The sequence below is a fragment of the Streptomyces marincola genome (genome assembly GCF_020410765.1).
Classification (GTDB): Bacteria; Actinomycetota; Actinomycetes; order Streptomycetales; family Streptomycetaceae; genus Streptomyces; species Streptomyces marincola.
This window is the reverse complement of the sequence record NZ_CP084541.1, coordinates 5,996,917-6,019,801: the sequence shown is the minus strand read 5'-3', so window position 1 is coordinate 6,019,801 and position 22,885 is coordinate 5,996,917. Positions and strand designations below refer to the sequence as shown.

General features: G+C 75.4%; 21 protein-coding genes and 1 pseudogene. 16 read left to right on the top strand and 6 right to left on the bottom strand.

Annotated elements, in window-relative coordinates; all coding sequences use genetic code 11:
• Nucleotides 1-61 precede the first annotated feature (61 nt).
• The 4 genes from LC193_RS26585 to LC193_RS26570 all read right to left on the bottom strand — a co-directional run bounded on the left by LC193_RS26585 (nt 62) and on the right by LC193_RS26570 (nt 5,050).
• A complete protein-coding gene (locus LC193_RS26585; RefSeq protein WP_226077911.1) occupies nt 62-952 on the bottom strand; it encodes an SDR family oxidoreductase in 891 nt (296 codons plus the stop codon).
• A gap of 90 nt (nt 953-1,042) precedes the next feature.
• Nucleotides 1,043-2,845 (bottom strand): thiamine pyrophosphate-requiring protein, encoded by a 1,803-nt coding sequence (locus LC193_RS26580; protein ID WP_226077910.1) that lies wholly within the window; start codon nt 2,843-2,845, stop codon nt 1,043-1,045.
• A 33-nt stretch (nt 2,846-2,878) separates the two neighbouring features.
• On the bottom strand, nt 2,879-3,841 hold the full coding sequence (locus tag LC193_RS26575) for a TIGR03557 family F420-dependent LLM class oxidoreductase (RefSeq protein ID WP_226077909.1): 963 nt from the start codon (nt 3,839-3,841) through the stop codon (nt 2,879-2,881).
• Nucleotides 3,842-3,970: 129 nt separating this feature from the next.
• Nucleotides 3,971-5,050 carry an NAD-dependent epimerase/dehydratase family protein gene (locus tag LC193_RS26570; RefSeq protein WP_226077908.1) on the bottom strand — a complete coding sequence of 360 codons (1,080 nt, stop codon included), beginning with the start codon at nt 5,048-5,050 and terminating at the stop codon, nt 3,971-3,973.
• Nucleotides 5,051-5,220: 170 nt separating this feature from the next.
• Between LC193_RS26570 and LC193_RS26565 the strand changes: the two genes are divergently transcribed.
• The 14 genes and pseudogenes from LC193_RS26565 to LC193_RS26500 all read left to right on the top strand — a co-directional run bounded on the left by LC193_RS26565 (nt 5,221) and on the right by LC193_RS26500 (nt 17,441).
• Nucleotides 5,221-6,165: an NAD-dependent epimerase/dehydratase family protein gene (locus tag LC193_RS26565; RefSeq protein WP_226077907.1), complete on the top strand. Its 945-nt coding sequence runs from the start codon at nt 5,221-5,223 to the stop codon at nt 6,163-6,165.
• Between the two features lie 37 nt (nt 6,166-6,202).
• Nucleotides 6,203-7,858, top strand: coding sequence for a carbamoyltransferase family protein (locus tag LC193_RS26560; protein WP_226077906.1), 1,656 nt, complete (start codon nt 6,203-6,205; stop codon nt 7,856-7,858).
• Nucleotides 7,855-8,961, top strand: a complete 1,107-nt coding sequence (locus LC193_RS26555) for a glycosyltransferase family 2 protein (protein ID WP_226077905.1) — start codon at nt 7,855-7,857, stop codon at nt 8,959-8,961. The genes LC193_RS26560 and LC193_RS26555 overlap by 4 nt, the downstream gene beginning before the upstream one ends.
• Entirely contained in the window at nt 8,954-9,595 is a 642-nt protein-coding gene (locus LC193_RS26550; protein ID WP_226077904.1) for a D-glycero-alpha-D-manno-heptose-1,7-bisphosphate 7-phosphatase, read from the top strand. The genes LC193_RS26555 and LC193_RS26550 overlap by 8 nt, the downstream gene beginning before the upstream one ends.
• Complete coding sequence (locus tag LC193_RS26545) at nt 9,592-10,644, top strand: glycosyltransferase family 9 protein (protein ID WP_226077903.1); 1,053 nt, start codon at nt 9,592-9,594, stop codon at nt 10,642-10,644. The genes LC193_RS26550 and LC193_RS26545 overlap by 4 nt, the downstream gene beginning before the upstream one ends.
• Nucleotides 10,641-11,606, top strand: a complete 966-nt coding sequence (locus tag LC193_RS26540) for a glycosyltransferase (protein ID WP_226077902.1) — start codon at nt 10,641-10,643, stop codon at nt 11,604-11,606. The genes LC193_RS26545 and LC193_RS26540 overlap by 4 nt, the downstream gene beginning before the upstream one ends.
• Nucleotides 11,606-12,844 carry a glycosyltransferase gene (locus LC193_RS26535; RefSeq protein ID WP_226077901.1) on the top strand — a complete coding sequence of 413 codons (1,239 nt, stop codon included), beginning with the start codon at nt 11,606-11,608 and terminating at the stop codon, nt 12,842-12,844. Before LC193_RS26540 ends, LC193_RS26535 begins: the two co-directional genes overlap by 1 nt.
• Before the next feature lie 32 nt (nt 12,845-12,876).
• Nucleotides 12,877-13,515, top strand: a complete 639-nt coding sequence (locus LC193_RS26530) for a D-sedoheptulose-7-phosphate isomerase (RefSeq protein ID WP_226077900.1) — start codon at nt 12,877-12,879, stop codon at nt 13,513-13,515.
• Between the two features lie 2 nt (nt 13,516-13,517).
• On the top strand, nt 13,518-14,936 hold the full coding sequence (gene rfaE2, locus LC193_RS26525; RefSeq protein ID WP_226077899.1) for a D-glycero-beta-D-manno-heptose 1-phosphate adenylyltransferase: 1,419 nt from the start codon (nt 13,518-13,520) through the stop codon (nt 14,934-14,936).
• Nucleotides 14,937-14,956: 20 nt separating this feature from the next.
• A complete protein-coding gene (locus LC193_RS26520; RefSeq protein WP_404819494.1) occupies nt 14,957-15,955 on the top strand; it encodes a glycosyltransferase family 9 protein in 999 nt (332 codons plus the stop codon).
• A 126-nt stretch (nt 15,956-16,081) separates the two neighbouring features.
• A complete protein-coding gene (locus tag LC193_RS29255) occupies nt 16,082-16,180 on the top strand; it encodes a DUF397 domain-containing protein (protein WP_226077897.1) in 99 nt (32 codons plus the stop codon).
• 250 nt (nt 16,181-16,430) lie between these two features.
• Nucleotides 16,431-16,834, top strand: a pseudogene (locus LC193_RS26510) (HD domain-containing protein).
• Nucleotides 16,835-16,915: 81 nt separating this feature from the next.
• Nucleotides 16,916-17,185, top strand: coding sequence for a hypothetical protein (locus tag LC193_RS26505; protein ID WP_226077896.1), 270 nt, complete (start codon nt 16,916-16,918; stop codon nt 17,183-17,185).
• A gap of 25 nt (nt 17,186-17,210) precedes the next feature.
• Nucleotides 17,211-17,441 (top strand): type II toxin-antitoxin system RelE family toxin, encoded by a 231-nt coding sequence (locus tag LC193_RS26500; protein WP_226077895.1) that lies wholly within the window; start codon nt 17,211-17,213, stop codon nt 17,439-17,441.
• 223 nt (nt 17,442-17,664) lie between these two features.
• Here the strand turns inward: LC193_RS26500 and LC193_RS26495 are convergent, their stop codons facing one another.
• Complete coding sequence (locus LC193_RS26495; protein WP_086157325.1) at nt 17,665-18,564, bottom strand: glycosyltransferase family 2 protein; 900 nt, start codon at nt 18,562-18,564, stop codon at nt 17,665-17,667.
• The gene (locus LC193_RS26490; protein ID WP_226077894.1) at nt 18,554-19,450 is read right to left on the bottom strand and encodes a glycosyltransferase family 2 protein; all 897 of its coding nucleotides are present in this window, start codon (nt 19,448-19,450) and stop codon (nt 18,554-18,556) included. The genes LC193_RS26495 and LC193_RS26490 overlap by 11 nt, the downstream gene beginning before the upstream one ends.
• Nucleotides 19,451-19,614: 164 nt before the next feature.
• On the opposite strand from LC193_RS26490, the gene LC193_RS26485 reads away from it, so the two are divergent.
• Together LC193_RS26485 and LC193_RS26480 are read left to right on the top strand one after the other, a co-directional pair.
• Complete coding sequence (locus tag LC193_RS26485; protein ID WP_226077893.1) at nt 19,615-20,547, top strand: polysaccharide pyruvyl transferase family protein; 933 nt, start codon at nt 19,615-19,617, stop codon at nt 20,545-20,547.
• A gap of 47 nt (nt 20,548-20,594) precedes the next feature.
• On the top strand, nt 20,595-22,709 hold the full coding sequence (locus LC193_RS26480; protein WP_226077892.1) for a catalase: 2,115 nt from the start codon (nt 20,595-20,597) through the stop codon (nt 22,707-22,709).
• The last annotated feature ends 176 nt before the right edge of the window (nt 22,710-22,885 follow it).

The following is a 22,885-nucleotide window of genomic DNA, read 5'->3' as shown; positions in this document are numbered from 1 at the left end:
GCGTCGCGCGCGCCCTGACCCCGGCCCCGCGTCGCGGCCCGGCCCCGCGTCGCGGCCGGGGTCAGGGCAGCGGCGCGCCACCGGTCGCGTTCATGATCTCGGCGGTGATGAAGCCCGCGTCCTCCGAGGCGAGGAACACGTACGCCGGCGCCATCTCACCGGGCTGGGCCGGGCGGCCGAGCCCGGACTGCGCGCCGAACTCGCTGGTGTCCGGCAGCGTCGAGGGGATCAGCGGCGTCCACACCGGCCCGGGGGCGACCGCGTTGACGCGGATGCCCCGGGGCGCGAGCTGCGCCGCGAGCCCCTGCGTGAAGGTGACGATGCCGCCCTTGGTCATGGCGTAGTCGAGCAGCGACGGGCTGGGGTTGTACGCCTGCACCGAGGTGGTGTTGATGATGCTGCCGCCGGCCGGGATGTGCGGGAGCACCATGCGGCACAGCCAGAACATGCCGTACAGGTTCGTGTGCACGACCCGGTCGAACTGCTCCGTGGTGATCTTCTCGATGCCGTCGGGCTGCCCCATCTGGTAGGCGGCGTTGTTGACCAGGATGTCGACGCGGCCGAACTCGGCCACCGCGCGGTCGGTCAGCCGCCGGCACTCGTCCTCGGAGCGGATGTCGCACGGCACGGCGACGGCGCGCCGGCCGGCCTCGGTGACCAGGCGGCAGGTCTCCTCCGCCTCGTCCGCCTCCTCCGGCAGATGCGTGAACAGCACGTCGGCGCCCTCCCTGGCGAAGGCGAGCGCCACGGCGCGGCCGATGCCCGAGTCGCCGCCGGTGATCACCGCGCGGCGGTCGCGCAGCCGGTCGCAGCCGCGGTAGGTCCGCTCACCGTGGTCGGGCCGCGGGCTCATCTCACCGGTGTCGCCCGGCGGTTGCTGCGACTGCTGGGGGAACTCGGGGCTCGGGTGGCGTTCCGTGGGGTCCGGGTGCTCCGGCTTGCCTGCTGTCATGTTCCGCGCCTTTCTCCGGTCGGTATCGGCTCTCCCGCCGCCGCCGGCCCCGGGCCTTCCGGCCGGGCCGTGCGCGCGGCGGGCGGGAGTTCAGTCCTTGCTCTGGTCACCGCCCGTCAGGTACTGCTGGAGCTTCGACTTCAGCCCCTTCCTGACCACGTCGCCCCGCTCGGGGTCGCCCTTGAGCAGGGCCTTGGCCGTGGACTCGATCTGCTCCCACGTCGCGGACGGCGGGATCGGCGGCACCGAGGGGTCCGTGAGGAACTCGACGACCGCGGGTCCCGGCGCGGCCAGCGCCTCCCGCCAGCCGGCCTCGACGTCCTCCGGCTTCTCCACGCGCACCCCGGTCAGCCCGAGGGAGCGCGCGAACGCCGCGGAGGACACGTCGGGCAGCTCCTGCGAGGGCCGGAACTGCGGCGCGCCGGCCATGGCCCGCATCTCCCACGTCACCTGGTTGAGGTCCTGGTTGTTCCACACGCCGATCACCAGGTGCGGGTTGTCCCACGCGTGCTGGTACTTGGCCGCGGTGATCAGCTCGCTCATGCCGTTCATCTGCATGGCGCCGTCGCCGACGAGCGCCACGGCGGGCCGGTCCGGGTGGGCGAACTTGGCGCCGATCGCGTACGGGACGGCGCAGCCCATGGTGGCCAGCGTGCCGGACAGGGAGCCGCGCATGGTGCCGCGCATCGTGATGTGCCGGGCGTACCAGTTCGTCACCGAGGCGGAGTCGACGGCCAGGATCGCGTCGTCGGGCAGCAGCGGGTCGAGGCGGTGCGCAACGAGCTGCGGGTTGATGGGGTCGGCGGCCACCAGTTCCGCCTGCCGCGCGAGCGCCTGGCGCCACCGCTCGCCGCGCGCCGCGAGGTCGCGGTGCCGCCGCTGCGCGCCGTCCTTGCGGCGCAGCAGCGGGAGCAGCTTGCGCAGCGTGGCGCGCGCGTCGCCCACCAGGTTGACCTCGTAGGGGTAGCGCATGCCGATGAAGGAGGGGTCGGTGTCGATCTGCACGCCCCTGGCCTGCCCGTACTCGGGGAGGAACTGGCTGTAGGGGAAGCTGCTGCCGATGGTCAGCAGCGTGTCGCACTCCTTGATCAGCTCGTGCGAGGGCCGGGTGCCGAGCAGGCCGATGGCGCCCGTGACGTACGGCAGCGTGTCCGGCAGCACGTCCTTGCCGAGCAGGGCCTTGGCGACGCCGGCGCCGAGCAGTTCCGCCAGCTCCTCGACCTCGGCCCGCGCCTTCCGCGCGCCCTGGCCCACCAGGACGGCGACCTTCTCGCCCGCGTTGAGCACCTCGGCCGCGCGGGCCACGGCGTCGTCGGCGGGTTCCGTCGTCCACGCGGCGAGGTCGCGGCTGGAGGGCACCATCTTGAACGCGTGCTCCGGCGCGCTGTAGTCGAGCGTCTGCACGTCGGCGGGCAGGACGACCACCGCGGGGGCGCGGCGGCCGTAGGCGGTGCGGAACGCGCGGTCGAGCACGTTCGGCAGCTGCTCGGGGACGTTGACCGTCTCCAGGTAGGCCGCGACGTCCTTGAACAGCGCGTGCAGGTCGACCTCCTGCTGGTACGAGCCGCCCATCGCGGTGCGGCTGGTCTGCCCGACGACGGCGACCACCGGCACGTGGTCGAGCGCCGCGTCGTACAGGCCGTTCAGCAGGTGGATCGCGCCGGGACCCGAGGTGGCGACGCACACGCCGGCCCGGCCGCCGAACTTGGCGTACCCGACGGCCTGGAACGCCGCCATCTCCTCGTGTCGCGCCTGCACGAAGCGGGGCGCGTCCTCCGCGCGGCCCCAGGCCGCGAGCAGGCCGTTGATGCCGTCGCCCGGGTAGCCGAACACGACGTCGACGTCCCACTGCCGGAGCCGGGACAGGACGTGGTCGGCGACTTTCTGGCTCATCACTCACCTTTCGGTGCCGGGAGCGCGCGGCTCTCAGCGGGGAAGCCGGGGCAGGACCTCGGTGCGGTAGAAGTCGAAGAAGCCCTCCATGTCGGGGCCGATCTGGCTCAGGTACACGTGGTCGAACCCGGCCTCCGCGCACGCGGTCAGCGCGCGGACGTGCTCCTCCGGGTCGTCGCCGAGCGGGACCTGGCCGCTGTCGCGGACGTGGTCCTCGGTGACCAGGCGCACGGCCTGCTCGAAGTGGCGCGGCTCGGGCAGCTGGGCGGCGAGTTCGCCGGGCAGGAAGAGGTTGGGCCAGCGTTCGAGCACGGTGCGGGCGGCGCGGTCGCGGTCGGTGTCGTAGCACACCTTGATGCCGCACGCGGTCGGCCTGGCGCCGCCGCCCCCCTCGCGGTACCGGCGCAGCAGGTCGCCCTCGGGGCCCATGGTGACGAAGCCGTCGCCGATGCGGGCGGCCAGGTCGGTGGCGGCGGGCCCGTAGCCGGAGATGTCGATCGGCACGGGCTCGTCCGGCAGCGTGTACAGGCGGGCGTTCTCCACCGTGTAGTGCGTTCCGCGGTGGCTGACGCGTTCGCCGGTGAGGAGCCGGCGGATGATGCCGACGGCCTCCTCCAGCATCTCAAGGCGGACTTCGGCGCGCGGCCACGGCGTGCCGAGGATGTGCTCGTTGAGCGCCTCGCCGCTGCCGAGCCCGAGCCGGAACCTGCCCTCGTGCAGGGCGGCGCTGGTGGCCGCGGCCTGGGCGATCACCGCCGGGTGGGTGCGGACCGTCGGGCAGGTGACGGCCGTTTCCACGGGCAGCGTCGTGGCCCGGGCGAGGGCGCCGATGACCGACCACACGAACGGACTGTGGCCCTGCGCGTCGATCCACGGGTGGTAGTGGTCGGAGATCCACAGTCCGTCGAACCCGGATTGTTCCGCCCGTACGGCCTGCTCGACCAGTGCGCGCGGACCGTGGTCCTCGCTGGCCAGAAAGTAGCCGAACGACGTCATGAAGGGGCCCCTCTCGCTGTGCGGCTTCGGCGTCCCGGCCACGGGTAACCAGGCCGCGGCGGCGGAAACCCGGCGCGCCGGGAACCGGGCGGACTCCCGGTCCCCCGCGTCCGGTCGGCCTCCGGCGGGTCAGGGGCGTTCGCCGACCCCCGTGGCCAGCTCGTCCAGCCGGCCGCGCGGCAGCCGCGACCGCAGCGGCGGCGTCGGCAGGCCGGCGCCCTCGCGCATGCCCTCGACGAGGTCGAGCAGCGCGTCCCGCGCGGTGTGCCGCGGCTGCCAGCCCAGCTCGTCCGCGGCCCGCGAGCAGTCCATGAGCGGCAGCCGCAGGAACGCGTCGAACAGCGGCGGCGGGGCCGGCACGAGCCTGGCCCGCCAGGCCGTGGCGAGCGCGGCGCGCAGCAGGGGCCTGGGCACGCGCACCGGGCGGGCCCCGAACAGGTCGCCCAGCAGGGCGGGGTCGGCGACGGGCCCGGTGGCGATGTTGAACGCGCCGTGCACCGGCCGGTGCACGGCCAGCCGGTACGCCTCGGCGACGTCGGTGGCGTGCACGACCTGGAAACGCAGCCCCGGGACGTCGGGCACCGCCGGCAGCAGGTCAGGCCTGACCAGTCGGCGCGGCAGGAACGGTCCCACGAACAGGCGGCGCTGCTCGGTGGCCGCCGCGCGTCCGAAGACGAAGCCGGGCCGCAGCCGGACGACGCGCGTGCCCGGCCGCTCGTGCTCGAAGGCGTCGAGCAAGCGCTCGACGTACGCCTTCTCGCGCGTGTAGGAGGCGGCCGGCCAGCCGTGCGTCGGCCAGGACTCGTCGACCGGCCGGTCCTGCGGGCCCGGCGCGTAGGCGCCGACCGAGGAGGCGTACACGAGCACGGGGACGCGGGCCGCCGCGACGGCGCGCAGGACGTGCGCGGTGCCGAGCACGTTGGTGCGCCAGGTCATCAGCGGGTCCCTGGCCGGCTGGATCAGCCACGCCAGGTGGATGACGGCGTCGGCGTCGCGCAGGTGCCGGGCGAGCGCGGCCGGGGCGGAGCGCGGATCGCGCAGGTCGACCGCGGCCCACGCGGTGCGGGGCACCTCCCAGTCGGGGACGCGGCGGGCGATGCCGAGGACGGAGGCGACGCCGGGGTCGGCGGCGAGGGCGCGCACCACGGCGGTCCCGACGTTCCCCGTCGCTCCCAGGACCACGACGCGCTTGCCGTCGGCGGTAGTCATCGGTGGCCGTTCCTCTCCCGGGTGCGGACCGCCCGCGCCCCGCGCTGTGTGTGCCGGGCGGGCCGGGTACCCGTGCCACCGCCCGGCACACACCCGTTTTGTCCCATTTCGCCGGGGTACTTGGGTGCGGTCGCGGAGAAGTAGCGGTCGCGGAAGAGTGAGGAGTCGACATGCGCTTCCGACACGCGGTCGTCACGGGCGGTGCCGGTTTCCTCGGCTCGCACCTGTGCGCCGCCCTGCTGGCCGAGGGAACGGCCGTCACCTGCATCGACGACATGTGCACGGCGGACCCGGCCAACGTCGCCGGGCTGCTCGACCAGCCGGGGTTCACACTCAGGCACGCCGACGTGTGCGAGCCGTTCGACGTCTCGCGCCCGGCCGACCTGGTGCTGCACTTCGCGTCCCCGGCGTCCCCGGCCGACTACCTCAGGCTGCCCCTGCACACCCTGGAGACCGGCAGCCTCGGCACCCGCAACGCGCTGGCGCTGGCCCGCGCGCACGGCGCGCGCATGGTGCTCGCCTCCACGTCCGAGGTGTACGGGGACCCGCAGCAGCACCCGCAGAGCGAGACGTACTGGGGGCACGTCAACCCCGTGGGGCCGCGCAGCGTCTACGACGAGGCGAAGCGCTTCGCCGAGGCGCTGACCACGGCGGAGGCCGGCGTGCACGGCACCGACACCGGCATCGTCCGGCTGTTCAACACCTACGGGCCGCGCATGCGCGACCACGACGGCCGGGCGGTGCCGACGTTCATCAGGCAGGCGCTGGCCGGCGAGCCGCTGACCGTGACAGGCGACGGGCGGCAGACCCGTTCCCTCACCTACGTCGACGACACGGTCCGCGGCGTGCTCGCCCTGGCCGCGTCCGATCTGCGGGGCCCGGTGAACATCGGCAACCCGCGCGAGATGACGATGCTCGAACTGGCCGACCTGGTGATCCGGTTGACCGGCTCGGAATCCGGCATCCGGCTGGTGGAACGCCCCACGGACGACCCGACCGTGCGCTGCCCCGACATCACCCTGGCCCGCGGCAAGCTCCAGTGGGAGCCGCGGACCCCGGCCGAGGAGGGCCTGGCGAGCACCATCGCCTGGTACCGCGAGCCGGTGGCCGCCTGAGCGGCCCCACGTCACGCCCACGAGGCCGGAGGACTTCATGCGTGTGCTCGGAATCAACGCCCTCTTCCACGATCCGGCGGCGGCCCTGGTGATCGACGGCCGCACCGTGGCCGCCGCGGAGGAGGAACGTTTCTCACGCCGCAAGCACGGCAAGCGCCCGGTGCCGTTCGCCGCGTGGGAGCTGCCGGAGCGCGCGGCGGCCTGGTGCCTGGGGCAGGCGGGCCTGCGCCCCGAGGACCTGGACGCCGTCACCTACTCGTTCGACCCGGTGCTGGCCCGCCCGGCCGAGACGATGGGCCTGCACGACCCGTGGGACCACCTGCGGCTGACGTACGCGCGCGAGGCGCCCGCGTTCCTCGCCGAGGCGCTGCCGGGACTCGACCCCGAGCGCGTGCGGTTCGTCCCGCACCACATGGCGCACGCCGCGTCCTCGGCGTTCGCCGCGCCGGACGCGGAGAACTGCTCGGTGCTCGTGCTCGACGGCCGCGGCGAGTCCGCCTCGCACCTCGCGGCGCGGCGCACGGGGAACGCCCTCGAACCGCTGACCGCGCAGGAGCTGCCGCACTCGCTCGGCCTGGTCTACGAGGAACTGACCGAGCACCTGGGCTTCCTGCGGTCGAGCGACGAGTACAAGGTGATGGCCCTCGCCTCCTACGGAACGCCGCGCTTCCTGCCCGAGCTGCGGCGCCACGTGCACCCCACGGGCGACGGCGGCTTCCGCGCGGCGGGCGTGCCGTGGGAGGAGTTCGCGCCGCGCCGCCGCCCCGACCGGGCCTGGACCAGGGAGCACGCCGACCTGGCGGCCAGCGCGCAGGCGTGCCTTGAGGAGACGCTGCTCGACCTGGTGCGCTGGCTGCACGGGCAGACCAACGACGACGTGCTGACGATGGCGGGCGGCGTCGCGCTGAACTGCGTGGCCAACGCGCGCATCGCGCGCGAGGGCCCGTTCTCCCGCGTGTGGGTCCAGCCCGCCGCCGGGGACGCGGGGACCGCGCTGGGCGGCGCGCTGATGCACACGGCCGTCGCCGACGCGGCGCCGGTCCAGCCGCCGCCGGGCGCCGCGCTGGGGCGCGGCTGGTCGGAGGCCGAGATCGAGGCGTGGCTGAAGACCGCGGCCGTGCCGTTCGAACGGCCGCCCGACGTGGCGGACGCGGTCGCACAGGCGCTGGCGGAGAACGCCGTGGTGGCCTGGTTCCAGGGCCGCTCGGAGTTCGGGCCGCGGGCGCTCGGCCACCGCTCGCTGCTCGCGCACCCCGGCAGGTCGGGCAACCTGGAGCGGCTGAACGACATCAAGGGCCGCGAGCAGTTCAGGCCGGTGGCGCCGATGGTGCTCGCGGAACGCGCGGCCGAGGTGTTCGACGGGCCGCTGCCCAGCCCGTACATGCTGTTCGTGCACGACGTGCGCCCCGGCTGGCGCGAGCGCATCCCGGCCGTGGTGCACGTGGACGGCACGGCGCGCATCCAGACCGTGGACGCGGCCGACGAGCCGCTGGTCGCCCGGATGCTGGCGCGTTTCGAGGAACGCACCGGGCTGCCCGTCGTCGTCAACACCAGCCTGAACACCGCGGGCCGGCCCATGGTCGACGACCCGAGGGACGCGCTGGAGTGCTTCGGTTCCTCGCCCGTCGACCTGCTGGCGATCGGTCCCTTCGTGGTGCGGCGGCGCGCGCTGTTCGACGGCGGGGACCGGTGAGCGGCGGCGGGCCGGGCGCGCCGCCCTACGCCGTGGTGATCCCGACGCTCGGGCGGCCGAGCCTGGGCCGGGTGCTGGCCGCGCTCGCGGCCGGCGAGGGCCCGCGCCCGGCCCGGATCGTGCTGGTGGACGACCGGCCGCCGCACGACCCCGACCCGCTGCCGGTCGCGGTGCCGACCGCGCTGCGCGACCTGGTGGAGATCGTGCCGGGGTGCGGGGCGGGGCCGGCCGCCGCGCGCAACCGGGGCTGGCACGGGGCGCCCGAGCCGTGGATCGCGTTCCTCGACGACGACGTCGTGCCCGGCGAGACGTGGGCGGCCGACCTCGCCGCCGACCTCGCGGCGGCCGACCCCGACGTCGCCGGAGTGCAGGGCAGGATCGCGGTGCCGATGCCCACCGGGCGGCGTCCGACCGACTGGGAGCGCGGCACGGCGGGTCTTGCCACGGCCCGCTGGATCACCGCCGACATGGCCTACCGGCGGATCGCGCTCGCGGCGGTCGGCGGCTTCGACGAACGCTTCCCGCGCGCGTTCCGCGAGGACGCGGACCTGGCCCTGCGGATGCTCGGCGCCGGCTGGGCGCTCGCCGTGGGCGAGCGCCGCACGCTGCACCCGGTGCGCCCGGCCGACCGGTGGGTGTCGGTGCGCGCCCAGGCGGGGAACGCCGACGACGTGCTCATGGGGCGCCTGCACGGCCCCGGCTGGTGGGCGCGCGCCCAGGCGCCGCGCGGGCGGCTGCGCCGCCACGCGGCGGTGACGGCGGCGGGGGCGGCGGCGCTCGGCGCGCTCGCCGCGCGCCGGTGGCGCGGGGCCGCCGCGTTCTCCGCGCTGTGGCTGGCGGGGACGGCCGAGTTCGCGGCGGCCCGGGTGCGGCCGGGACCCAGGACCGCGTCCGAGACCGGGCGCATGGTGGTGACCAGCGCGGTCATCCCCGCCGCCGCGGTCGCGCACTGGCTGGCCGGGCAGGTGCGGCACCGCGCCGCCGGGCCGTGGCCGTGCCCGGCGGGGGCCGCGGGGCCTCCGCCGGGGCCGGCGAATCCGGGCGGCGCGCCGGACCCCTCGTTTGATTCGGACATAACGGGCAACTCAGTCGTTCATGACTGAGGCCACGACTCCGACGCTCAGCGGCCCGCGCACGGACGGCCCCTGGCTGTTCCCGCCCGCCGCGCCCGACGGGCCGGCGGCGGCCCGGCGGGCCGGTCCAGGACCGGCCGCGGTGCTCTTCGACCGGGACGGCACCCTGATCGAGGACGTGCCCTACAACGCCGACCCGGCGCTGGTCACGCCCAGGCCCCACGCCCGCGCGGCCCTCGGCCTGCTGCGCGCGCACGGCGTGCCCGTCGGCGTGGTCAGCAACCAGTCGGGCGTGGCGCGCGGCCGGTTCGGGCGGACGGGGGTCGAGGCGGTGCGGCGGCGCGTGGAGGAACTGCTCGGCCCCTTCTCCGTGTGGGCCGTCTGCCCGCACGCCGCCGAGCACGGCTGCGGCTGCCGCAAGCCCGCGCCCGGCCTCGTGCGGGCCGCGTGCGCCCGGCTCGGCGTCCCGCCCGGCCTGGTCGCCGTCGTCGGGGACATCGGCACCGACATGGCGGCGGCCCGCGCGGCCGGCGCGCGCGGCGTCCTGGTACCGACCCCGGTCACCCGGCGGGCCGAGACCGCCGCGGCGCCCGAGTCGGCGCCCGACCTGCTGGCCGCGGCACGGCTGCTGCTGCGCGCCCCCGGCGGCGGGGGGACGGCATGAGCGGCGCGCCCCGCACCCTCGTGGTCAGGCTCGACAGCGCGGGCGACGTGCTGCTCGCGGGTCCCGCCATCCGCGCCGTCGCCGCCGGCTCCTCCCGCACCACGCTGCTGTGCGGCCCCGGCGGCGAGGCCGCGGGCCGGCTGCTGCCGGGAGTCGACGACGTCGTGGTGTTCGACGCGCCCTGGGTCAGCCTCGCCCCCGGTCCACTGGAGCGGGAGCGCGTGGACGCCCTGGTGGACCGGCTCGCGGCGGGCCGCTTCGACCGCGCCCTGGTCCTCGCGTCCCACCACCAGAGCCCGCTGCCCGCCGCGCTGCTGCTCAAGCTCGCCGGGGTGCCGTGGATCGGCGCGGACAGCGAGCACTACCCGGGCGCCCTGCTCCAGCTGCGGCACCGCAGGGCCCCCTACCGGCACGAGGCCGCCGCGGCGCTCGAACTGGCCGAGGCCGCCGGCTTCGTCCTGCCGCCCGAGGACGACGGCGCGCTGCGCGTCACCGCACCCCCCGACACCGCGTGGCTGACCGGGCGGGAGCCGTACGTCGTGGTCCACCCGGGCGCCGCGGTCCCCGCGCGCGCCTGGTCGCCCGCGCGGGCGGAACGCGCCGTCGCGGCGCTGGCCGCCGCGGGCCACCGGGTGGTGGTGACCGGAAGCCGCGGCGAGGAGGCGCTGACCCGGCGGGTCGCCGGGCGGGCAGGACAGGACCTCGGCGGCCGTACCTCGTTGCCGGAACTGGCCGGGGTGCTCGCCGGCGCGCGCGTCGTCGTCGCGGGCAACACCGGGCCCGCGCACCTGGCCGCGGCCGTGCGCACGCCCGTGGTCAGCCTGTTCTCGCCGGTCGTCAGCGCCGACCGGTGGCTGCCCTACCGGGTGCCGCACCTGCTGCTGGGGCGGCAGGACAGCCCCTGCGCGAACACCAGGGCGCGGGTGTGCCCGGTGGCCGGCCACCCGTGCCTGGACTCCGTCAGCGACGAGGAAGTGATCGGCGCGGTGGCGGCCCTCACGGTGAGCGGCCCGCGGCCCGAGGGCGCCGCGGGGAAGGCGGCGGCATGAACATCCTCATCTGGCACGTGCACGGCTCGTGGACGACCTCGTTCGTGCAGGGCTCCCACACCTACCTGGTGCCCGTCCTGCCCGACCGCGGACCCGACGGCCTCGGCCGCGCGCGCACCTACCACTGGCCCGAGTCCGTCGTCGAGGTGCCGCCGGAGGAACTGGCCGACGCACACGTCGACCTGGTGGTGCTCCAGCGCCCGCACGAGGCCGCGCTCGCCGAGCGCTGGCTCGGCGGGCGCCGCCCCGGCCGCGACGTGCCCGCCGTCTACGTGGAGCACAACGCGCCGGACGGCGACGTGCCCCGCACCCGCCACCCGTTCGCCGACCGCGACGACCTGCTGCTGGTCCACGTGACGCACTTCAACCGGCTGTTCTGGGACAGCGGCACGACCAGGACCGCCGTCGTCGAGCACGGTGTGGTCGACCCGGGCCACCGGTGGACCGGGGACCTGGCGCGGGCGGCCGTCGTCGTCAACGAACCGCTGCGGCGCGACCGCGTCACCGGCACCGACCTGCTGCCCGGCCTGGCCGAAGCGGTGCCGCTGGACGTGTTCGGCATGGGCACGGCCGACCTGGCCGGGCGGCTCGGCCTCTCCTGGGACCGGTGCCGCGGCTACGAACTCCCGCAGGCGCGCCTGCACGACGAGATGGCCAGGCGCCGCCTCTACCTGCACCCGGTGCGCTGGACCTCCCTCGGCCTCTCCCTGATCGAGGCCATGCACCTGGGGATGCCGGTCGTGGCGCTCGCCACCACGGAGGTCGTGGAGGCGGTGCCCGAGGAGGCCGGGGTGCTCAGCACGCGGCCCGAGGTGCTGGCCAGGGCCGCCGCCCGCTACCTGGCCGACCACGACGCCGCCAGGGCCGCCGGGCAGGCGGCGCGGCACGCGGCACTCGAACGGTACGGGCTCAAACGCTTCCTCGACGACTGGGACCTGCTGATGGAGGAGGTGATGCGCTGATGAGGCGAGCCAAACCGCCCTCCGGGCTGACCATCGCCCTCGTCTCCGAGCACGCCAGCCCGCTCGCCGCGCTGGGCGGCGAGGACGCGGGCGGGCAGAACGTGCACGTCGCGCAGCTGGCCGGCGAACTCGCCGACCGCGGCCACACGGTCACGGTCTACACGCGCCGCGACTGCGCGTCGCTGCCCGGCACCGTGCGGCTGCGCCCCGGCGTCTCGGTGCGGCACGTGCCCGCGGGGCCGGCGACGGCCGTTCCCAAGGACCGGCTGCTGCCGTTCATGCCGCAGTTCGGGGCCTTCCTCGAACGGGAGTGGGCGAGCGCGCCGCCCGACGTGGCGCACTCCCACTTCTGGATGTCGGGCATCGCCGCCCTCCAGGCGGCCAAGCCGCTGGGCATCCCCCTCGCGCACACCTTCCACGCGCTCGGCACCGTCAAGCGGCGCCACCAGGGCCCCGCCGACACCAGCCCCGCCGACCGGATCGGCTGGGAGCGCCACGTCGGCCTCGGCTGCGACCACACCGTGGCCACCTGCCGCGACGAGGTCGAGGAGCTGACGGCGCTCGGCGTGCCGCCCGAGCGGGTCAGCGTCGTGCCCTGCGGCGTCGACCCCGACCTGTTCACGCCCGAGGGGCCGGCGGCGCCGCGCGGCGCCCTGCCGCACCGGCTGCTCCAGCTGGGCCGCCTCGTGCCGCGCAAGGGCGCCGAGGTGTCCCTGGCCGCCCTGGCCCGGCTGCCCGACGCGGAACTCGTCATCGCCGGAGGGCCCAGGGGCGGCCGGGTGGACGCCGACCCGGACGTGCGGCGGCTGCGGGAGGCGGCGCGTTCCCTCGGCGTGGCCGACCGGGTCCGCTTCACCGGCGGCCTGGCGCGCACCGAGGTGCCGCCGCTGCTGCGCAGCGCGGACGTGGTGCTCTGCCCGGCCGACTACGAACCGTTCGGCATCGTCCCGCTCGAAGCCATGGCCTGCGGCGTCCCCGTCGTCGCGAGCGCCGTCGGCGGCCAGCGGGACACCGTGGCCGACCCGGCCACGGGACGCCTGGTGCCGCCGGGCGACCCGGCGGCCCTGGCCGCGGCGGCCGGGCACCTGCTGGCCTGCCCGGCGGAACGCGCCGCGTGCGGCGCCGCGGGCCGGCGGCGGGTCCTCACCCGCTTCCGCTGGGCCGCGGTGGCCGCCGCGACAGAAGAGGTCTACCGAGACATCGGCAGCCGCCGGCCCGCGCCCGTCAGCGGCGCCTGACCCGGCGCACCACACCACGGAGGGCTTCGACCATGGACGCTCCCACACCCGCATCGCGCACCGCGCACGAGCACTGCCTGCTGCTCCAGGACGCGCTGCGCCGGTTCCGCACCGACGGCCTCGCGCGGGCCGTCGCGTGGGGCAGGACCCTGGCCGGCGTGCTGCCCGCCGGCGGACGGCTGCTGTGCGCGGGCAACGGCGGCAGCGCCGCCCAGGCCCAGCACCTGACGGCCGAACTGGTCGGGCGCTACGACGGCGACCGCGCGCCGTTCTCCGCGCTCTCCCTGCACGCCGAGACATCGAGCGTGACGGCCATCGGCAACGACTACGGATTCGACGAGATCTACGCGCGCCAGGTCGCGGCGCACGGCAGGCCGGGCGACGTCCTGCTGCTGATGTCCACCTCGGGCCGCAGCGACAACCTGCTCGGCGCGGCCACCGCGGGCCGCGCGGCCGGGCTGCGGGTGTGGGCGATGACGGGCCCCGCCCCCAACCCGCTCGCCGCGCAGGCCGACGAGGTGCTCGCCATCGACGCGCCGGGCACCGCGACCGTTCAGGAGGCGCACCTGGTGGCGCTGCACGTGGTGTGCGAGGCGTTCGACGAGGAGCTGCCAGGACCCGGGCCCGTCCCGGCCAGACAGCCCGCCGTTCTCGCGCGACGGGAGGCATGACGATGAGCACGAACAAGAACCGGTCGGCCGGCCAGCCGCTCGTCGTGGTCGGCGACGTGCTGCTCGACGAGGACGTGGCCGGGGAGGCCACGCGGCTGGCGCCCGACGCACCGGTGCCGGTGGTCGAGGTCGCGGGCGAACGCAGCCGCCCCGGCGGCGCAGGACTGGCCGCCGCGCTCGCCGCGCGGGACGGCCGCGAGGTCGTCCTGGTCACCGCGCTTGGCACCGACCCGGCGAGCGAGACGGTGCGCGCGATGCTGCCGCCGGAGGTGCGGCTGGTGGAACTGCCGCTCGACGGCAGCCTGCCGGTGAAGTCCCGGGTGCTCGCCGACGGCAGGCCCCTGGTGCGCGTCGACCGCGGCGGCGGCGTTCCCGGACCGCCCGGCCCCGCCGTGCTGCGGGTGCTCGACGAGGCCCGCGCGGTGCTCGTGGCCGACTACGGGCAGGGCACGGCCGCCGCGATGCGGCAGCCGCTGGCCGAGGCGGCCCGGCGCGTTCCCGTCGTGTGGGACCCGCACCCGCGCGGGCGCCCGCCGGTGGGCGGGGCGCGCCTGGTGACGCCGAACGAGCGGGAGGCCCGGTGGTTCTGCGGCGAGCGGGACCGCGAGGGCGACGACACGCTGCGCGCGCACAGCAGGCGCGGCGCGCTGCTCGCGGAACGCTGGGAGGCGCTGTCCGTGGCCGTCACCCTCGGCTGCCGGGGCGCGGTCCTGGCCCGCGCGCACTGCGACGACCCGCTGTACGTGCCCGTCGCCCAATCGCTCGACGGCGACCCGTGCGGCGCGGGCGACTGCTTCGCCGCGACCGCGGCGGTCGTGCTGGCCGACGGCGGCCTGCCGACCGAGGCGGTCGGCCTGGCCACCGAGGCGGCCTCGGGGTTCATCGCGGCGGGCGGCCTGGCCGCGCTCGCCGCGGGCACCGCGGCCGGCGCCCCGGCGCGCCCCGCGCCCGCCGCGTCCCCGGCCGGGGACGCGGCGGCGCTCATCGCGTCGGTGCGCGGCTCGGGCGGGACGGTCGTGGCCGCGGGCGGCTGCTTCGACCTGCTGCACGCCGGGCACGTGCAGTTCCTCCAGAACGCGCGACGCACCGGCGACTGCCTGATCGTGTGCGTCAACTCCGACGCCTCCGTGCGCCGCCTGAAGGGACCCGGTCGGCCGTTCAACCCGGCGGCCGACCGCATCCGGGTGCTCGCGGGCCTTGGCTGCGTGGACGCGGTCGTCGCGTTCGACGAGGACACGCCCGAGGCGCTGCTGCGGCGGCTGCGCCCCGACGTGTGGGTCAAGGGCGGCGACTACAGCGTCCGGGACCTGCCCGAGGCCGCGGCGCTGCGCGAGTGGGGCGGCCAGACCCTGGTACTCCCCTACCTGGACGGGCACTCGACGACGGAACTGGCGCGCCGCGCCGCGTGCGCGGCGCCGTGACCGGCGCGGTGCCGGGCGCCGTGCCGCGGCTTGTGGTGCTGCGGGCCCTGGGGCTCGGCGACCTGCTGACGGCCGTTCCCGCGCTGCGCGGGCTGCGCCGCGCCTTCCCCGGGCACCGGCTGGTGCTCGCGGCGCCCGCGTGGCTGGCCGAGGCCGCCGCCGCGACCGGCGCGGTCGACCGCCTCGTGCCCGCGACCGCGCCGGGCCGGGCGGTGCCCGGCCACATCCCGTGGGCCGGGCCGCGCCCGGAACACGCCGTCGACCTGCACGGCAACGGCCCCGAGAGCCTGCGCGCCCTGCGCGCGCTGCGCCCGGGACGGCTGTACGGGTACGCGCTGCCCAGGGGCCCGGCGTGGCGGGCGGGTGAGCACGAACGCGACCGCTGGTGCCGCCTGTTGGCCTGGCACGGCGTCCCGGCCGACCCCGCCGACCTGCGGCTTCCCGCCCCCGACCAGCCGTCGCCCGCGCCCGGCGCGGTGCTGCTGCACCCGGGGGCCGACGCCGCGGCGCGGCGCTGGCCGGCGGAGCGGTTCGCCGCGCTGGGCCGGGCGCTGCGCGCGGACGGGCACCGGGTCGTGGTGACCGCGGGGCCGGGCGAGGGCGCGCTGGCCCGCGAGGTGGCGGAGCCCGGCGGCCTGGAGCGCGCCGAGGGGCTGCCGTTCTCCCGGCTGGCCGCGCTCGTCGCCGGCGCGCGCGCCGTCGTGGTGGGGGACACGGGCCTCGCCCACCTCGCGACGGCGCTCGGCACGCCGTCCGTCGTCCTCTTCGGGCCCGTCTCTCCCCAGCTGTGGGGCCCGCCGCGCTCCCCCAGGCACCGCGTGCTGTGGCACCCGGACGACCCGCGCGACCAGCGGCCCGGCGACCCGCACGGACCGGTCACCGACCCCAGGCTGCTGCGCATCGGCGTCGCGGAGGTCAGGGCGGCCCTGGACTCCCTCCCCACCCCGGCCCCGGCCGCACCAGCCGCAACCGGGGACGTGAGGCGGGGCAACGGCCGCCAGGGTCGCGCCCATGGATGATCACGCTCCGCCGCACGGTCCGGTGCGGCTCGGCCCCTGGGACGCCATCCCGTTCTCCGCCGCCGAGGCCCAACTGGCCGCCCTCGCCCGCCGCGTGGCCGACTCCCGCTACGGACGTAGCGTTCCGTGCGTGACACCAAGGCCCGTTCCATCCCCGCCGCTCGTGTCTCACCTGCGGCGTGGTCCGCGTTCATCGGCGCAGCGAAGTCAGGAGCATTCGAATAGTCGGCAGGCGGCTGATTGGACGCATCAGACCGAGGAGGGCCCGCAGTCTGGGCCCTCCTCGTTTTCTCACCTTCTGCCCACCGGCGTTTCCGCTCGGGAAGGCTAGGATTCCCCGCCGACCTGGTTGATCGAGAACAGGGTCTGCTCGGCTCGGGCAACATACCGGTCTACGAGTCGGCCGGAGCATGACTTGCGGAGAGGACACCACCTGATCGACGAGCAGCACGCCCTGGGTTCGGTCACGTACCTCATGGAGATGGGGACTCTGAAGCGCAGCAAGCGCAGCGGGTGGTGGATCGCGGGGGTGAAAGATCCGGAGACGATCGCCGAGCACAGCTTTCGCACGGCGGTCATCGGGTCCGTGCTGGCGATGCTCGAAGGCGCCGATCCCGCGCGGGTCGCTCTGCTGTGCACCTTCCACGACACCCAGGAGACGCGCGTCGGTGACATTCCGTGGATCGGGCGCCGCTACGCGACGCCGACAAGCTGGAATGCATGCTCCAAGGATTGGAGTATCTGGAGCAGGGCTACCGCAATGCCCAGGAGTGGGTGGACAGTACGCGCGCCAAGCTCAGGACTCAGTCGGCCATCTCCCTGGCCGACGCTGCCCAGAACATGTCCTCCGCCGAATGGCAGCGCACCTACCTGCGATAACCTTTAGGCCACGTAGCAGCGGGCGGTTGAGGTGCGTTGGACGCTTTCTCTCGTCGCGACGACTTCGCTAGGGTCACGCACATGAACGATCATGCACCGCTGCACGGTCTGGTGCGGCTCGGCCCCTGGGACGCCATTCCGTTCTCGGCGGCCGGTGAGCAGTTGGCCGTCCTCGCCCAGCGCGTGGCCGACTCCCGTGAGGAGATCGCGCTGACCGACGAAGACGGCAACATCGTCGCCATCGTCATCAGCCTTCGAAATTGGAGGACTTGGAGGACGACCTTGCCATCGCGCGCAACGAGATCGCCCGGCGAGACGGCAAGCAGCCGACTTCGCATAAGGACTTCATGAACGAGCTGAAGGCCAACGAATGAGTGTGCGGTGGGAAGACACCGCCAAACGTTCGTTCGCCCGTCTCCGGAAAGAGGACAGGAAAGCAGCCGACGCGTTGCTCGACAGCATCAACCTCCTGCTCAAGAATCCGCGCCCTTCCGGGGCGCACCCGTATGGGCCTGACCAGTTCCGCTTGCGTGTCGGCTTCTACCGAGTGCTCTACCGTGTCGTCAGCCAGCAGCCGGTGATCGTCTCGATCGAGCACGTGGGCTGAAGCCGAACTCCCTGAGAACGGGGGTGCCGTACCTCGTCGACCGGTTGACACATCTTCCAGGGCGGGGGCAGCGATTGGCGGGTGCCGCTGCGCCCGCAGCACTCGACATGTGCATCGAAATCGCGACCGCGCCGTCTCTCCTGGCGACCGCCGCATTCGCTCCCGCTCCCGACCCGCGCGCCTGCCTCGCCGAACGGGCCTCGTGTGGGCGGGTGTTGAGCCGTCAGCCCACGTAGCGGCGGGCGGTTGAGGTGCGTTGGGCGGTTTCCAGTGTGCGCAGGCGGCGGTCGACCTCGGGGGGCACCGGGCGGCGTTCCCTGGCCACCCAGGGGGCACCGGCCGCCGCGCGCAGGAGCGCGGCGGCCGTGGTGCGGTCGCGCGGCACGGTGCGCAGCAGGTGGGCCGTGCGGCGCAGGGCCGGGCGCACCGGGCGGCGCAGCCAGGTGTACCAGAGCGTGTTGCGGATGCCGTCCGCGCGACGGCGCGAGGGGTCGCGCGCCTCGGAGGGCGCGTGGTGGATGGTCAGGCTCTCGTCGAACATCAGCCACCAGCCGTCGGCCATCAGGTCGGCGGCCAGCAGTTCCTCCTCTCCCCCGAGCCACAGCCGGGGGTGGAAGCCGCCGGCCGCGCGGAACGCGCTGGTGCGCAGCACGGTCGCGGCGGCGAGGAACGAGCCGAGCGCGGGCCCCGGCAGCCAGCCGGGGCGCGGCAGCGGGGAGGAGCGCAGCTCCTCGACGATCGGGTCCTCGGTGCCGCCGGGCTCGACCAGGATGCGGGCGGTGACGGCGGCCACGGCGGGGTGGGTGTCGAGCAGGTCGGCCGCCCCGGCCAGGGAGCCCGGCTCCCACCACGTGTCGTCGTCGCAGAACGCGAGGTAGGGCGTGGTGACGTGGCGCGCGGCGAGGTTGCGGCCGATCGCGCCCAGGTTCTCGCCCGGGGTGAGCACCCGGACCGCCGGGTGGTGCCTGGCCACGGCGTCGGCCGTGCCGTCGGTGCTGCCGTTGTCGGTGATCAGCACGGGCGGACGTTCGGGCAGTTCGGCCAGGCGGTCGAGGGTGTGCAGCAGCTCGGCGCGGCGGTCGCGCGTGATGATCACCACGGAGGTGCGGTCGTCAGGGGGCATCGGCCGGCTCCAGACGGCGGACGTGCGCCTCCACGCCGGCGGGCAGCGGGCGCCGGCCGCGCACGGCGGCCGGCAGCCTCGGCAGCAGTTGGCCGAGCGCCTGCCGGGCGGCGGGCTCGCGCCTGGCGGCGCCGGCCAGGCGCCAGGTGCTGCGCAGCGCCACGGGGAGCGGGCGGCGCAGCCAGGCGGTCAGTACCTCGTTGCGCCGCATGAGCGCGTCGCGCCCCGGGCGCGGCCCTGCGGCCGGGCGGTGCACGGCCGTGACCTGCGGCGCGTAGCGGACGTGCCAGCCGGCGGCCGTCAGGTCGTAGGCGAGCAGGGTCTCCTCGCCGCCGATGAACAGCAGCGGGTGGTATCCGCCGACGGAGAGGAACGCGCTGCGGCGCACGACGGCGGCGCAGCCGAGGAACCCGAGCACCGGGGGGCCGGGCTGCCCGTCGCCGGCCGCGGGGGCCGACGGGTCGTCGCCTGCGGCGGGCGGGGAGGCCGCGAGCACGTCGTTGAGTGGGTCGGGCGCGCGTTCCTCGCCCACGAGGGTTCTGGCCGCGACGAGCCCGAGCCGCGGGTCGCGCTCCATGAGTCCGACCGCCTCGGCCAGCGCGCCCGGCTCCCACCAGGAGTCGTCGTCACTGAACGCGATGTAGCGCGCGGGGAGGGCCAGCACGCCCTTGTTGCGGGCCGACGCCCCGAGGTTGGCGGGCAGCGCGAGCACCCGGACGGCCGGGAAGCGGCTCGCGAGCAGCGCCCTGGTGCCGTCGTCGGAGGCGTTGTCGACGACGGTGATCGGCGGGCGTTCCGGCAGGGCCGTGAGCCGGTCGAGCGTCGCGAGCAGGCCGGTGGCGCGGTTCCGGGTGGCGATGACCACTCCGATGGTGGCGGCTGACACCCGGCCCGGGTGCCCGCCCGCGACCCGGTCAAACCCTGACCAATCGCCTCAAAACGCGCCAACGTCGCGGGGGCCTGCCCCGCGCGCACCGGCCGGTCGCGGTGGCCCACCGTTTCGGCTCCGTCGCGCAGGGCACTCGGCGCGCGTGAGATGCGGGGTGACGGATGGCGAGTGACGAGGGACGCACGTTGCTCACCGGCTGGTTCAGCTTCGTCAACGGCGAGGCGACGGCCGGTGACGTGCTGGCGCTCGACCGGGTCAGGCAGGTGCTCGACGCGGCGGGCGTGCCCTACGACGTGGCGTGGAGTCCGGGCTTCCGGCCGGACGGGCTGTCCCTGGAGCGGGCGAGGCCGGAGGACTACACGCGGCTGGTGTTCATCTGCGGTCCTGTGCACGGGCCGCAGCCGGCCGGGCTGCACGAACGCTTCGCCCACTGCCGCCGGATCGCGGTGGGCACGTCCGTGGTGGACCCGGAGGATCCGGCCGTGACCGGCTTCCACGTGGTCCTGGCGCGGGACGGCGCGGGACGGGAGCCGATGGCCGACCTGTCGCTGCGCGCGCCGCGCCGCACGCCGGTGCCGGTGGTGGGGGTGCTGCTGACGCGGGGGCAGCACGAGTACGGGGAACGCCGGCTGCACGGCGCGGTCGCGGAGACCGTGACGCGGTGGCTGGCCGGCTCGCGCTGCGCGCCGGTGGTGCTGGAGAGCCGCCTGGACCGGTCGGACGGGTTGCTGTGCGGAACACCCGACCAGTTCCTCGCCGTGCTGGGGCGGCTCGACGCCCTGGTCACCGACCGGCTGCACGGGCTGGTGCTCGGCCTGCGCGCGGGCGTGCCGCCCATCGCGGTGGACCCGGTGGCGGGCGGCGCGAAGGTGGCGGCGCAGGCCCGGGCGTGCCGGTGGCCTGCCGTCGTCCCGGCCGAGCGGCTGGACGAACGGCGCCTTGAGGTGTGGCTGACCTGGTGCCTCGAACGCGGCCGGCAGGTCGCGCGGCGGCGCGCGGTGGAACTGGCGGCGGCGCCCGACCCGGCGGACGCGCTGCTCGGCGCGTTGCGCGCCGGAGGCCCCGGCGATGTTTGCGACGCGGTGAACCGGTAACCGGTGATGCACTTCAGGCCCCGATCCCCCGCAGCGAAGGAGCGCTCATGCCGACCGACGAGGCGCGCGGCAAACAGGAACAACTCGATCCGTCGCGGGCCAGGCCCGACGACGGACCGCTGACGACGAATTTCGGTACGCGCGTCGACGACACCGACAATTCCCTGAAGGTGGGTGAGCGCGGACCCACTCTGCTGGAGGACTTCCACTTCCGGGAGAAGGTCACCCATTTCGACCACGAGCGGATTCCGGAGCGCGTGGTGCATGCCAGGGGCGCGGGCGCCTACGGTGTCTTCCGGCCCTACGAGTCGCTGGCCGAGTACACGAAGGCGGACTTCCTCCAGGGCCCTGACCGGGAGACTCCGGTCTTCGTGCGGTTCTCCACGGTGGCCGGGTCGCGGGGCTCGGCCGACACGGTGCGCGACGTGCGGGGGTTCGCGACCAAGTTCTACACGCGCGAGGGGAACTACGACCTGGTCGGGAACAATTTCCCGGTCTTCTTCATCCAGGACGCCATCAAGTTCCCCGACTTCGTGCACGCCGTGAAACCGGAGCCGGACAACGAGATACCGCAGGCCCAGTCGGCGCACGACACGTTCTGGGATTTCGTCTCGCTCCAGCCGGAATCGATGCACATGGTGCTGTGGCTGATGTCCGACCGGTCGATTCCGCGCAGCTACCGGATGATGCAGGGGTTCGGCGTCCACACGTTCCGTTTCGTGAACGCCGAGGGCCGGGGCACGTTCGTCAAGTTCCACTGGCGGCCGGTGCTCGGGACCCACTCGCTGGTCTGGGAGGAGGCGCAGGTCGTGGCGGGCAAGGACCCGGACTACAACCGGCGCGACCTGTGGGAGGCGATCGAGCGCGGGGACTACCCGGAGTTCGAGCTGGCCGTGCAGCTGGTGCCCGAGGAGGACGAGTTCCGGTTCGACTTCGACCTGCTGGACCCGACGAAGATCATCCCCGAGGAGACGGTGCCGCTGCGGCCCATCGGCAAGATGGTCCTCGACAAGAACCCGGACAACTTCTTCGCCGAGACCGAGCAGGTCGCGTTCCACACCGCGCACGTGGTGCCCGGCATCGACTTCACCAACGACCCGCTGCTCCAGGGCCGCAACCACTCCTACCTGGACACGCAGCTGATCCGGCTGGGCGGCCCGAACTTCGAGCAGCTGCCCGTCAACCGGCCCGTCGCGCAGGTCACCAACAACCAGCGGGACGGCTACGGCCAGCAGCGCGTGCACACCGGCCGCACCTCCTACACGCCGAACTCGATCTCCGGCGGCTGCCCGGTGCTCGCCTCGCCGGACGCCGGCGCGTACGTGCACCACCAGGAGCGCGTGGACGGCGTGAAGATCCGCAAGCGCAGTGAGAGCTTCTCCGACCACTACAGCCAGGCGACGCTGTTCTGGAACAGCATGGCGGACTGGGAGAAGGAGCACATCGTCGCCGCCTACCGGTTCGAGCTCGGCAAGGTGACGCACACCGAGATCAGGGAACGCACCGTCGAACGGCTCAACCACATCGACCACGCCCTGGCGACCGCGGTGGCCGAGGGCCTCGGGGTCGCTCCCCCGGCCGAGCCGGCCGGACGCAACCACGGGCGCACCTCGCCCGCGCTCAGCCAGGCGAACAGCCCGATGGACACGATCGCCACCCGGCGCGTCGCGATCCTGGCCGCCGACGGCGTCTCCGCCGCCCAGGTGGCGGTGCTGCGCGAGAAGCTGTCCGGCGGCGGGGCCATGCCCGAGGTGCTGGCGCCGCACGCCGGCGAGGTGCGGAGCGCCGAGGGCGGCACGGTTCCCGTGGACCGCGCGCTGAGCACCATGGCCTCGGTGCTGTACGACGCGGTGTGCGTGCCGGGCGGCGCCCAGAGCGCCGCGGCGCTCGGCGCGGACGGCCTGGCCAGGCACTACGTGGCGGAGGCGTTCAAGCACGGCAAGGCGCTCGCGGCGCTCGGCGAGGGCGTCGAGGTGCTGCGCGGCCTGGCGCTGCCCGGCCTCAGGCTGGCGGGCGGGGGCGACGCGGTGGTCGAGGACCAGGGCGTGGTGAGCAGCACCGGCGGCGGGGCGGCCGAGGCCGAGGATGTGGTGGGCGCGTTCGCCGACCTCATCGCCCGGCACCGGCACTGGGGCCGGGACAGCGACAGCACGGTCGCGTAGCCCGGGCCCCGCGCCGCCCCGGCGGGGAGCCGGGGCGGCGCGGACGGGCGGGGTTGTCAGGGGAGCGGCGCCGAACGGCGGCGGGAGCCCCGCCGGGCGCGCGGCGGGAACGCGGGAAAACCGCGGGAGAAAACGCGGGAACGACGCGGGAACATTGCGGGAACGACGCGAGAAAG